The following is a 12408-nucleotide window of genomic DNA, read 5'->3' on the forward strand; positions in this document are numbered from 1 at the left end:
GATATATCAACTGACAGTCAGCAATCGCAGGCAAGCCAGCTCCCACATTGATTGAGCCTGATCTTGAAGATGTAAAAAAGCCCGTCACCGAGTCATCGGTGGCGGGCTTTTTTGTGGCGGCGAAGTTTAGATCGCGCCGCGCTGACGCAACAGCTCCAGCACTTGCTTGACGCTGTCTTCCAGCGACAGGGCCTGGGTGTCGATCACCAGGTCGGCATTCAACGGCACGTCGTACGGGAAAGACTCGCCAGGGATGTTATCCCCACCCGCGGCGTACAGGCCTTGCGGATCACGCTCGGCGCACACCAGCGGCGAGGCTTGCACATAGACCGTGAGCAGGCGGTCGGCGCCGATCAGCGCCTTGGCCTGTTCGCGACCCTCGGCATCCGGTGCAACGAACGCGGCCAGGGTCAGCAGGCCAGCCTCGTTGAACTGACGCGCCACATGCGCGGCACGCCGCCAGTTTTCGGTACGCCCGGCACGGTCCTGCGGCAGACCTTTGTTCAGGTCGTGACGCAGGTTCTGGCCATCGAGTACGAACACCGCACGCCCCATGTCGAAGAGCTTGCGCTCAACCGCATAGGCCAGGGTGCTTTTGCCGGCGCCCGACAAGCCGCTGAACAACACGGTGGCCGGTTGCTGGCCGAAACGCAACGCGCGCTCCTCGGTGGCCACATGCGCGAGACTGCCGTGCTGCGCAGCGCCGCCATGGTTGACCGGCGGCGCGATGATCATGCCCGCGGCCACAGTGCCGTTGGTCAATCGGTCGATGACGATAAACGCACCGGTGGTGCGATTGCTGTCATAGCCGTCCAACGCAATGGCGGCGTCGAGGCTGACCTTGACCCGGCCGATCTCGTTCAGCTGCAGCGAACTTGCCGGGCCTTCGGCCAGGGTGTTCACGTCCACGCGGTGCACGATGCTGGTGATGGAACCCGGCACGTAGCTGGTGGCGCGCTTGATGTCGTATTTCTTGCCCGGCAGCATCGGCTCTTCGGCCATCCACACCAGCATGGCGTCGAAGGCGTCAGTCACTTGCGGCACGTTGTCGGCATGCACCAGCAAGTCGCCACGGGAGATGTCGATCTCGTCTTCCATGGTCAGGGTCACGGCCTGGCCAGGCCCCGCATGCTCCAGCTCACCTTCGAAGGTGACGATGGATTTGACCCGGCTGCTCTTGCCCGACGGCAGCACCACGACTTCATCGCCCTTGTGCACGACGCCGCTGGCCAGGGTGCCGGCAAAACCACGGAAGTTCAGGTTCGGACGGTTGACGTACTGCACCGGGAACCGCAGGTCGGTGTAGTTGCGGTCATTGGCGATCTCGACGGTTTCAAGAATTTCCATCAGCGATTGGCCGGTGTACCACGGCGAACGCTCGCTCCTGTTCACCACGTTGTCGCCCTTGAGCGCCGACATCGGCACGAAGGCCAGGGTGCTCGGCTTGAAGGCGATACCGTCGGCGAACTTCAGGTAATCGGCCTTGATCTGCTCGAATACGCTTTGGTCGAAGCCATTGATGTCCATCTTGTTGACGGCCACCACGATGTGTTTGATCCCCAGCAACGAGGCGATGAAGCTGTGGCGACGGGTCTGGGTCTGCACGCCGTAGCGGGCGTCGATCAGGATGATCGCCAGGTCACAGGTGGACGCACCGGTGGCCATGTTGCGGGTGTACTGCTCATGGCCGGGGGTGTCGGCGATGATGAATTTGCGCTTGGCGGTGGAGAAATAGCGGTAGGCAACATCGATGGTGATGCCCTGCTCACGCTCGGCCTGCAGGCCGTCGACCAGCAACGCCAGGTCGATGTCATCGCCCGTGGTGCCGGACTTCTTCGAATCGCGGGTGATGGCTTCCAGGTGATCTTCGTAGATCATCTTGGAGTCGTGCAGCAGGCGCCCGATCAGGGTGCTCTTGCCGTCGTCGACGTTGCCACAGGTCAGGAAGCGCAACATTTCCTTGCGCTCGTGCTGGCCCAGGTAGGCGAGGATGTCCTCGCTGATCAAATCAGATTGATGGCTCATTGCATTCAAGCTCCAAGCTGTAAGCTTCAAGCGGCAAGCTTGTCGGCGTACAGCTAGTCAGAAATTTTGTTGATCAGGCCGCAGAGCATTTTTGAAAGCTCGCGAGTTTCTGTAATCCAGTTTTCAGCCAGCGGGCGGGCGATGTAGGCAATGTCACAACCGATGAAGATCTGAGTTCGTAGCTCCCCACAAGAAGCCTTTGCAATCCAAAGAAAGTAAGCTTTCTCTTTGGCGCTACGACGTTCCATGCCTTCAGCAATATTGGAAGGCACCGAAAGTGCAGATCGGGTGATTTGATCTTTGAAGCCAAAATCCCCGCACTCCGCAAACTCGCTATAGATCTGCACCGCTAGACACTTGCTTCTTTGCCAGACAACCAGTTTCTCGAAGTCCATCACGAGTCACTCAGTAGCGGCTCGCAACAACCGGCTGCAAGCACCAAGCTGCAAAATTACGCATACCGCCTTTAACTTGCAGCTTGCCGCTTGTAACTCGAAGCTTAAAAGTACCCTTGACGTTTTTTATCTTCCATCGAGCCTGCGCCATCGTGGTCGATGACACGGCCCTGGCGCTCGGAAGTTCGCGTCAGGAGCATTTCCTGAATGATGTCGGTCAGCGTCTCGGCTTCGGACTCCACCGCGCCCGTCAACGGGTAGCAGCCAAGGGTACGGAAACGTACTTTCTTTTTGACGATTCGGGCTTTGTCTTCGTCGGACAAGTGCTCGAGGATGCGGTCGTCGTCGATCATGATCAACGTGCCATTCTTCTCGATCACTTCGCGTTCGGCGGCGAAGTACAGCGGCACGATCGGGATGCCTTCCAGGTAGATGTACTGCCAGATATCCAGCTCGGTCCAGTTGGACAGCGGGAACACACGGATCGACTCGCCCTTGTTGACGTTGCCGTTGTAGACGTTCCACAGCTCCGGGCGCTGGTTCTTCGGGTCCCAGCGGTGCTTGCTGTCGCGGAATGAGTACACGCGCTCTTTGGCGCGGGATTTCTCTTCATCGCGACGGGCACCGCCGAAGGCGGCGTCGAAACCATGTTTGTCCAGGGCCTGCTTGAGGCCTTCGGTCTTCATGATATCGGTGTGCTTGGCGCTGCCGTGGGTGAACGGGTTGATGCCCTGCGCCACACCATCCGGGTTGACGTGGGTGATCAGGTCCAGGCCCAGCTCCTCGACCATTTTGTCGCGGAACTTGTACATCTCCTGGAATTTCCAGCGGGTGTCGACGTGCATCACCGGGAACGGCAGCTTGCCCGGGAAGAAGGCCTTGCGTGCCAGGTGCAGCATCACGGCGGAGTCTTTACCGATCGAGTAGAGCATCACCGGGTTGTCGAACTCGGCGGCGACCTCGCGGATGATGTGGATGCTTTCCGCCTCCAGCTGTTTCAGATGCGTCAGTTTGTCGACCATGGTTACTCACGGAAAAACGATCTTATGGACGGCCAGCGGGCCGTGTTCGAGCGGGGCATGCTAGCACAGCACCTTCTTCTATTCAGGGAGCCAGCTAGATCGAAACGGTATATGAATATGCCTCGTGGTTTGGGGTGCAACGCGTTCAGGTGTGGGAGCTGGCTTGCCGGCGATGGCTTCAACTCGGTGTGCCTGATGTCCCGAGTTGCCTGCGTCGCAGGCAAGCCAGTTCCCACAGGGGTTCAGTTGCATGGCTCAGATCGGGTTGGGGCAGTCGATGAACAAATGCTCCAGGGCAAAACGCCGCGCCAGGTAATCGCCCAGTGCCTGCACGCCGTAGCGTTCGGTGGCGTGATGGCCGGCGGCGATAAAGCTGATGTCGTTTTCGCGAGCGCTGTGGAAGGTCTGCTCCGACGCCTCGCCACTCAGGAACAGGTCGACGCCGGCGGCAATCGCGTCGTCGATATAGCCCTGGCCCCCGCCGGTGCACCAGCCGACGCGGCGGATCATCTCGCTGCCTTCGATCAGCAAGGGCTCGCGGCCCATGACGTCCTGCACCCGGCGTGCGAAGTCGCGCGGTGACAGCGGCTCGGAGAGCGAACCGACCAGGCCGACGATCTTCGGGTTGCTCGGGTCCAGCGGGCCTTCGACCGTGATGTCCAGTTGGCGGGCGAGTTGCACGTTGTTGCCGACGTCAGGGTGCAGGTCCAGCGGCAGGTGGTAGGCCAGCAGGCTGATGTCGTGCTTGAGCAGCGTTTTCAGGCGGCGTTGCTTCATGCCGGTGATGCAGGGGTTTTCGCCTTTCCAGAAATAACCGTGGTGCACCAGGATCAGGTCGGCCTGCGCTTCGACGGCTGCATCCAGCAGCGCCTGGCTGGCGGTCACGCCGCTGACGATGCGCATCACCTGCGGGCGCCCCTCGACCTGCAGGCCATTGGGGCAATAATCGGCAATTTTTGCACTGCCGAGGTAGCGGTCCGCTTCCTCGACGAGGGTGGTAAGGGGGACGGCCATAAAAGACTCCTAAATATCCCGTTCCGAGGCGCTCGCAGCCTCGTATAATGCGCGACATTATGGGCGCTCTCCCGCCCCCTGCAACCTGTCAGGACTTACTTGATGCTCAAGGCACTGCGTTTTTTTGGATGGCCATTGCTGGCTGGCGTGCTGATCGCGATGCTGATTATTCAGCGTTTCCCCCAGTTGGTGGGCTTACCCAGCCTTGATGTGAACCTGCAGCAGGCGCCGCAAACCAGCGCGGTGGTGCAAGGCCCGGTGACCTATGCGGACGCTGTCGTTATCGCGGCGCCAGCGGTGGTCAACCTGTACACCACGAAAGTCATCAACAAACCCGCTCATCCATTATTCGAAGACCCGCAATTTCGCCGCTATTTCGGCGACAACGGCCCCAAGCAGCGGCGCATGGAATCCAGCCTCGGCTCCGGCGTGATCATGAGCCCCGAGGGCTACATCCTCACCAACAACCACGTGACCACCGGCGCCGACCAGATCGTGGTCGCCCTGCGCGATGGCCGCGAGACCCTGGCCCGCGTGGTCGGCAGCGACCCCGAAACCGACCTCGCGGTGCTGAAGATCGACCTCAAGAGCCTGCCTTCAATCACCCTCGGTCGCTCCGACGGCCTGCGCGTCGGTGACGTCGCACTGGCCATCGGCAACCCGTTCGGGGTGGGCCAGACGGTGACCATGGGCATCATCAGCGCCACCGGGCGTAACCAGTTGGGCCTCAACAGCTACGAAGACTTCATCCAGACCGACGCGGCGATCAACCCGGGCAACTCGGGCGGCGCACTGGTGGATGCCAATGGCAACCTGACCGGTATCAACACGGCGATTTTCTCCAAGTCCGGCGGCTCCCAGGGCATCGGTTTTGCGATCCCGGTGAAACTGGCGATGGAAGTGATGAAGTCGATCATCGAGCACGGCCAGGTGATTCGCGGCTGGCTGGGGATCGAAGTACAACCGTTGACCAAGGAGCTGGCCGAGTCCTTTGGCTTGACCGGGCGCCCGGGCATCGTGGTCGCCGGGATTTTCCGCGACGGCCCGGCGCAGAAAGCCGGCCTGCAACTGGGCGATGTGATCCTCAGCATCAACGGCGAACCGGCCGGTGATGGGCGCAAATCGATGAACCAGGTGGCGCGGATCAAGCCGACCGACAAGGTGGCAATCCAGGTAATGCGCAACGGCAAAGAGATCAAGCTGCTGGCAGAAATCGGCCTGCGCCCACCGCCTGCACCGGTCAAAGAAGAGGAATAAGACGCGTCGCCAGGTACCCGTTCGCGGGTACCTGTAAGCTCATATTTCAAAGCGAAGGCATTCTCATTAGACATGTTATATTGTTTCAATATCGCTATTGGAACGCTCTATCATGCCGTCTCGAAGAATTGCCCCCATGGCTGGCCTGGCCCTGGGCTTGTTGCTTGACCCCGCCTACGCCGAAGACAACACCCTGGAACTCGACACCATCAGCGTCACCACCGACGCCTATGAATCCGCCACCGGCCCGGTCAACGGCTACCGTGCAACGCGTTCCGCCAGTGCGACAAAAACCGACACAGCCCTGCGCGACATCCCACAATCGATCAGCGTGATTCCCGCAACGGTGCTCAAGGATCTGGGCAGCACCCAGGTAGAACGCGCCCTTGAGTTTGCCGGTGGCGTGTCCAAGCAGAACAATTTCGGCGGCATCACCCTCTACGAATACAGCGTGCGCGGCTTCACCACGTCGGAGTTTTACCAGGACGGTTTCAGCGCCAACCGTGGCTACCCGAGCACGCCCGATACCGCCAATATCGAACGCATCGAAGTGCTCAAGGGCCCCGCCGCGAGCCTCTACGGCCGTGGCGATCCCGGCGGCACCGTGAACATCGTCACCAAGAAGCCCCAGCCCGATGCCTTCACCACCGTGCAAACCAGCGCCGGCAGTTGGGATCGCTATCGCACCGCCGTCGACCTCAACACCCCGCTGGACAGCGAGGGCAACCTGCTCTCGCGAGTCAACCTGGCCGTGGAAGACAACCACAGCTTTCGCGAGCATGTGCAGAGCAAGCGGGTCTTTGTTGCCCCCTCATTCAGTTGGCAACTGGACCCGGACACGCATCTGCTGGTGGAAAGCGAATTGGTGCGCCACAGCTCCACCTTCGACCGCGGCATCGTCGACGCCCGCGGCGTGTCCCGCGCCACCTTCCTGGGTGAACCCAACGACGGCGATATCGACAACCATAACAACCGTCTCCAGGCCAGCCTTGAGCATCACCTCAACGACGCCTGGAAACTGCGCCTGGCCAGCCACTACAAACAGGGCAGCCTGTGGGGCGACGCCTCGGAAAACCGCGCACTGAATGCCGACGGCCACACCATCGACCGCCGCTACCGTGAACGCTCCACGGGCTGGCACGACAGCATTACCCAGGTGGAGCTGCGCGGCCTGTTCGATATCGGCAGCTGGCAGCACGAGTTGCTGGTTGGCACCGAATACGAGGACTATCGCAAGAAAGAACGCGTCACCGCGATTGGCGGAAGCCGCTACACGCTCGATATCTACAACCCGGTCTACGGCCAGCCCAAACCCAACGGCGCGCGCTCCGGCACTGACTTCTTCGAACAGACCCAAAGCCACGCGCTGAACCTGCAAGACCAGGTCATCTTCACCGACCGCCTGCGCGGCATGGTCGGTGCGCGCTTCGAGCATTTCGAGCAGAGCATCGACGACTTCACCCGCAACCACGCCAGGAGCGAGCAAACCCACGATGCCTTGACCCAGCGTGCCGGCCTGCTCTATCAGCTCACGCCGCAAGTCGGGGTGTTCGCCAATGCCTCCACGTCGTTCAAGCCCAACAGCGGGCTGGGCGCCGACGGGAAATCCTTCACGCCGGAAGAAGGCGTGGGCTATGAAGTGGGGGTCAAGAGCGAGCTGTTCGACGACCGTCTCAGCGCCACCCTGGCCGCGTTCCATATCGAGAAGGAAAATGTACTCACCCTGGACCCCGCCACCAACCTCAACCGCGCCGTGGGCAAGGCGCGCAGCCAAGGCCTTGACCTGCAACTGAGCGGGCAAGTGAGCGATGCCGTGCGAGTGATCGGCGCGTTTGCCTACATCGACGCCGAGGTGACCAAAGGCGATAAAACCCTTCCCGCCGGCAGCCGGATCCTCGGCGTGGCCAAGCGCAGCGGCAGTCTGCTGGGCGTGTATGAGTTCCAGGACGGCGCGTTGCGCGGCTCAGACCTGGGTGCGGCGTTCACTTATGTAGGTGACCGCTCGGGAGAGGCAGGGACGCGTTTCGAACTGCCGGCTTATCACACCGTTGACCTGTTGGCCCATTACAAGGCCACGGACAACCTCACCGTGGGGCTGAACCTCAACAACCTGTTTGATGAGAATTACTACGAGCGGTCCTACAGCAGCTACTGGATCAGCCCCGGCGAGCCGCGCAATTTCACGGTCAGCCTGACGCTCAACCTGTAACACCCTCTAACTGCAGGCGCCGGCAAGCCAGCGCCTACAGTTAGATCGGTATAAGGCCTGGTTACAGCGCCGTTGGGGCTCTCTCACACAAGGTATTGAGCGCCTTCGCCCACTGTGGATCATCATTCAGGCACGGCACCAGCACCAGCTCCTCGCCCCCGGCCTCGCGGAACTGCTCCAGGCCGCGATCGCCGATTTCTTCCAGGGTCTCGATGCAGTCGGCGACAAACGCCGGGCACATCACCAGCAGCTTTTTCACACCTTGCTGTGCCAACGCCTCCAGGCGCGCTTCGGTGTAGGGTTCGATCCATTTGGCGCGGCCCAGGCGCGATTGGAACGCCACCGACCATTTATCTTCCGGCAAGCCCAGGCGCGCGGCAAAGTCACGGGCGACGCTGAAGCATTGCGCGCGATAGCAGGTCTTGAGCACCTCGGCGGAGGCGTTCTTGCAGCAGTCGGCATCCTTGAAGCAATGCTGGCCGGTGGGGTCGAGTTTGGTCAGGTGGCGCTCAGGCAAGCCGTGGAAACTCAGCAGCAGGTGGTCGTAATCCTGTTCCACATAAGGCCGCGCGCTCGCTACCAGGGCGTCGAGATATTCGGGCTGGTCGTAGAACGGTTGCAGGATCGAGAACTGCACATCGAGTTTTTTATCGCGCACTACGCGCCTGGCTTCCTCGATGACTGTGGTTACGGTGCTGTCGGCGAACTGCGGGTACAACGGCGCGAGGGTGACTTTCTGAATGCCCTGTGCGGCGAGGCGGGTCAACACGCTTTCAATCGACGGTTCGCCGTAGCGCATCGCCAACTCAACCGGGCCCTGGGTCCATTGCGCAGTCATCTGCTGTTGCAGGCGGCGGCTGAGCACCACCAGCGGCGAGCCCTCGTCCCACCAGATGGAGGCATAGGCGTGAGCCGATTGCTCGGGCCGCTTGATCAGGATCAGCGACACCAGCAGACGCCGCACCGGCCACGGCAGGTCGATCACGTAAGGGTCCATCAGGAACTGATTGAGGTAGCTGCGCACATCGGCCACCGAAGTGGACGCCGGTGAGCCCAGGTTGACCAGTAACAACGCGTGATCCGTCATGCAACATCCTATCTCTAGAGGCGGCTGGACACGTCATCCAAAGCCGCGCGCAATTCAGTGAACTGGAAAGTGAAACCGGCCGCCAGCAACCGCTCTGGCAAGGCCTTTTGCCCGCCCAGCAACAGGCCGGACAACTCGCCCAGCCCGACCTTCAACGCAAAGGCCGGCATCGGCATGAACGCCGGGCGGTGCAACACCTGGCCCAACGTCTTGGCGAACTCACGGTTGCGTACCGGGTGTGGCGCGCAGGCATTATACGGACCGCTGGCGTCAGGCTTGTGCAGAAGAAAATCAATCAGGGCGATTTGATCCTTGATATGGACCCATGGCATCCACTGCCGACCGGTGCCGATCGGCCCGCCCAGCGCGAGTTTGAACGGCAGCAACAGCCGCGACAAAAAGCCGCCCTCTGCGGCCAGCACCAGGCCGGTACGCACCAGCACCACACGCACGCCCAACGCTTCGGCGCGCTGGGCGGTTTCCTCCCAGGCAATACACAACTGGCTGGGGAAATCGTCCTGCACCGGGCCGCTGGCTTCGGTGAGTTCTCGCTCGCCGCCGTCGCCATACCAGCCTACCGCCGAACCGGAGATCAACACCGAGGGTTTCTGTGCCAGGCCTTCCAGCCAGGCCAGCAGGGTTTCGGTAAGGCCGATACGGCTGCTCCACAACAGCGCCTTGCGCTTATGGGTCCAGGGACGGTCTGCAATAGCCGCGCCCGCCAGGTTGACCACCGCATCCACCGGGCCGATCACCTCTTGCAGGCGCCCCACACCCAAGACCTGGTCGCCACACAAACGGGCCACCTGTTCCGGATCACGACTCCACACGGTCAAGCGGTGACCCTGGGCAAGCCAGTCTCGGCAAAGTTGGCGGCCAATCAAACCAGTACCGCCGGTCAGCAAAATGTGCATGGGATCTTCCTCATGTAACGTTTGCCGCCCATCGCTAGTCTATTTTATAAGCAGGGACCATTTGTAAACGGGCGTAACGCAGGTTCAAGCCTCAGCTTTAACCATAGGTCACGCCGTAAGAACAGGTAAGCCAAAACTTATACCAAAAAACAATATTGTACAGCTATTGGTGTCGGCGTAGTCTGTACCCAACGGTAAAACGAGGCCTCCCATGACTGTTCCCATCGCGATCATTGGCACCGGCATCGCCGGTCTCTCCGCCGCCCGAGCGTTAAGAGACGCTGGGCACGTTGTACAACTCTTCGATAAAAGCCGCGGCAGTGGTGGCCGCATGTCCAGCAAGCGCAGCGACGCCGGCGCGCTGGACATGGGTGCGCAATACTTCACCGCCCGCGACCGCCGCTTCGTCAACGAAGTGCAGCGCTGGCAAAGCAACGGCTGGGCCGAGCAATGGAAGCCCCAGCTGTACAACTTCAAGTCCGGCCAACTCACCCCGTCTCCCGATGAACAAATCCGCTGGGTCGGCACACCGCGCATGAGCGCGATCACCCGCGCCCTGCTCGATGACCTGCCGGTGGAGTTCGGTTGCCGCATCACCGAAGTGTTCATGGGCAAACAGCACTGGAACCTGCTGGACGCCGACGGCGAAAACCACGGCCCGTTCAGCCACGTGATCATCGCCACACCCGCCCCGCAAGCCACCGCGCTGCTGGCCGCCGCGCCCAAGCTGGCAAGTGCCGCCGCCGGCGTGAAGATGGACCCGACCTGGGCCATCGCCCTGGCGTTCGACAAGCCCCTGGATACGCCCATGCAAGGCTGCTTCGTGCAAGACAGCCCTCTCGACTGGCTGGCGCGCAACCGCAGCAAACCCGGACGCGACACCACCCTCGACACCTGGGTGCTGCACGCTACCAGCGCCTGGAGCAGGGCCCACCTGGACCTGCCCAAGGAAGCCGTGATCGAACACTTGCATGGGGCCTTCGCCGAATTGCTGCACAGCGCCATGCCCGCCCCGTCGTTCAGCCTCGCGCATCGCTGGCTGTACGCGCGACCGTCCAGCGCCCATGAGTTCGGCGTGCTGGCCGACGCCGACCTGGGCCTGTACGTATGTGGCGACTGGTGCCTGTCGGGCCGCGTCGAGGGTGCCTGGCTCAGTGGCCAGGAAGCCGCGCGACGCTTGATCGAGCACCTGCAATGAACCGCATCAACCCCGCCAAATTGCTGCTGTCGAAGTGGACAGCAGCGCACCCCCGCAACAAGGAAAAACACTTTTTGGTCACCGAGCTGATCCGTGACGAAGAAGGCACCGTGTTGGAAATCGACCTGCAAGCCGTCATGACGCGGCGCACCGAAAGGCTGGCGTGGCAAAGCCTGCAGAACGCCGAGGACTGGCAGATCGGCTGGAAATAACCTCCGCGAAAAATACTTGTACAAAATATTTGACTTGTACAGCATCAAACCTATGATGAGATTTAGTTGTACAAGTTTTTAGTCTTGTACAGGAATCTTGTAGAGGTTTGGCCATGTCCCACTCCGGTAAGCCAAAGATCGCGATCAGCGCCTGCCTGCTTGGCGAAAACGTGCGCTTCAACGGCGGGCATAAACAATCCCTTCTCTGCAGCCAGACGCTCAGCGACTATTTCGAGTTCGTACCGCTGTGCCCAGAAGTCGCGATTGGCCTGGGCATCCCCCGCGAACCGATTCGCCTGGTGGGCGATCCGGCGCACCCGCAAGCCGTGGGCACCGTGCACCGCGAGCTGAATGTGACCCAACCGCTGGATGACTACGGCCAGCAGATGGCCGCCGCGCATACCGACCTGTGCGGTTACATCTTCATGCAGAAGTCACCGTCCTGCGGCCTGGAGCGAGTCAAGGTCTACCGCGACAACGGCACGCCGGTGGATGGCGGCGGGCGCGGCATCTACGCCCAGGCGTTTTGCTCGCGCCACCCCAACCTGCCGGTGGAAGAGGATGGTCGGCTGAACGACCCGGTGCTGCGGGAAAACTTCATGACCCGCGTCTTTGTCTACGCCAGCTGGCAACAACTGCTCGCCGAAGGGCTCAGCCGTCATCGCCTGCTGGCCTTCCATTCGCGCTACAAATACTTGTTGATGGCCCACAGCCCGGCGCACTACAAAAGCCTCGGCCACCTGCTGGGCAGCATGACCCGGAGCACCGACCTCGACGCCTTGGCCACCGGCTACTTCAGCGAACTGATGAGCGGCCTGCGCAAGTGCGCCACTCGGGGGACCCACACCAATGTGCTGCAACACATCAGCGGCTACCTCAAGCAAGCCATCAGCGCCGACGACAAACAGGAAATGCAGACCGTCATCGGCCAGTACCACCAGGGGATCGTGCCACTGGTGGTGCCGCTGACCTTGCTCAAGCATCACTTTCGCCAACACCCGGACCGCTACATCGCGCAGCAGGCGTACCTGCAACCGCACCCGGAAAATCTCAGCCTGCGTAATGCGATCTAACC

Annotated in this window: 11 protein-coding genes; 5 read left to right on the plus strand and 6 right to left on the minus strand. The window is 61.3% G+C overall.

The genetic code is table 11. From position 1 onward, the window contains the following. Positions 1-126: 126 nt before the first annotated feature. The 4 genes from cysN to QMX97_RS04620 form a co-directional block, all read right to left on the minus strand. A complete protein-coding gene (cysN, locus tag QMX97_RS04605; RefSeq protein ID WP_282396216.1) occupies positions 127-2025 on the minus strand; it encodes a sulfate adenylyltransferase subunit CysN in 1899 nt (632 codons plus the stop codon). 53 nt (positions 2026-2078) lie between these two features. Further along, positions 2079-2420, minus strand: a complete 342-nt coding sequence (locus QMX97_RS04610; protein ID WP_065900530.1) for a four helix bundle protein — start codon at positions 2418-2420, stop codon at positions 2079-2081. Positions 2421-2524: 104 nt separating this feature from the next. Further along, positions 2525-3442 (minus strand): sulfate adenylyltransferase subunit CysD, encoded by a 918-nt coding sequence (gene cysD, locus QMX97_RS04615; protein ID WP_005784641.1) that lies wholly within the window; start codon positions 3440-3442, stop codon positions 2525-2527. Positions 3443-3697: 255 nt separating this feature from the next. Then, the gene (locus tag QMX97_RS04620; protein WP_262135852.1) at positions 3698-4456 is read right to left on the minus strand and encodes a Nif3-like dinuclear metal center hexameric protein; all 759 of its coding nucleotides are present in this window, start codon (positions 4454-4456) and stop codon (positions 3698-3700) included. Positions 4457-4558: 102 nt separating this feature from the next. Between QMX97_RS04620 and algW the strand changes: the two genes are divergently transcribed. Both algW and QMX97_RS04630 read left to right on the plus strand, forming a co-directional pair. Next, positions 4559-5713 (plus strand): Do family serine endopeptidase AlgW, encoded by a 1155-nt coding sequence (algW, locus tag QMX97_RS04625; protein ID WP_065900528.1) that lies wholly within the window; start codon positions 4559-4561, stop codon positions 5711-5713. Positions 5714-5825: 112 nt separating this feature from the next. Beyond that, positions 5826-7922 carry a TonB-dependent siderophore receptor gene (locus tag QMX97_RS04630; RefSeq protein WP_282396219.1) on the plus strand — a complete coding sequence of 699 codons (2097 nt, stop codon included), beginning with the start codon at positions 5826-5828 and terminating at the stop codon, positions 7920-7922. 61 nt (positions 7923-7983) lie between these two features. Here the strand turns inward: QMX97_RS04630 and hemH are convergent, their stop codons facing one another. Both hemH and QMX97_RS04640 read right to left on the minus strand, forming a co-directional pair. Continuing rightward, on the minus strand, positions 7984-9009 hold the full coding sequence (gene hemH / locus QMX97_RS04635; RefSeq protein ID WP_065900526.1) for a ferrochelatase: 1026 nt from the start codon (positions 9007-9009) through the stop codon (positions 7984-7986). Positions 9010-9023: 14 nt separating this feature from the next. Continuing rightward, the gene (locus QMX97_RS04640; RefSeq protein ID WP_282396222.1) at positions 9024-9923 is read right to left on the minus strand and encodes a TIGR01777 family oxidoreductase; all 900 of its coding nucleotides are present in this window, start codon (positions 9921-9923) and stop codon (positions 9024-9026) included. A gap of 211 nt (positions 9924-10134) precedes the next feature. Here QMX97_RS04640 and QMX97_RS04645 point away from each other — a divergent pair, with 211 nt between their 5' ends. From QMX97_RS04645 to QMX97_RS04655, 3 genes are all read left to right on the plus strand, one after another. Next, on the plus strand, positions 10135-11121 hold the full coding sequence (locus QMX97_RS04645; RefSeq protein WP_106805197.1) for an NAD(P)/FAD-dependent oxidoreductase: 987 nt from the start codon (positions 10135-10137) through the stop codon (positions 11119-11121). Beyond that, on the plus strand, positions 11118-11333 hold the full coding sequence (locus QMX97_RS04650; protein ID WP_065900523.1) for a TIGR02450 family Trp-rich protein: 216 nt from the start codon (positions 11118-11120) through the stop codon (positions 11331-11333). The genes QMX97_RS04645 and QMX97_RS04650 overlap by 4 nt, the downstream gene beginning before the upstream one ends. Before the next feature lie 113 nt (positions 11334-11446). Further along, entirely contained in the window at positions 11447-12406 is a 960-nt protein-coding gene (locus QMX97_RS04655; protein WP_282396225.1) for a DUF523 and DUF1722 domain-containing protein, read from the plus strand. Positions 12407-12408 lie beyond the last annotated feature (2 nt).

Origin of the sequence: Pseudomonas sp. PS01298, assembly GCF_029959745.1 — a bacterium.
GTDB lineage: Bacteria > Pseudomonadota > Gammaproteobacteria > Pseudomonadales > Pseudomonadaceae > Aquipseudomonas > Aquipseudomonas aylmerensis.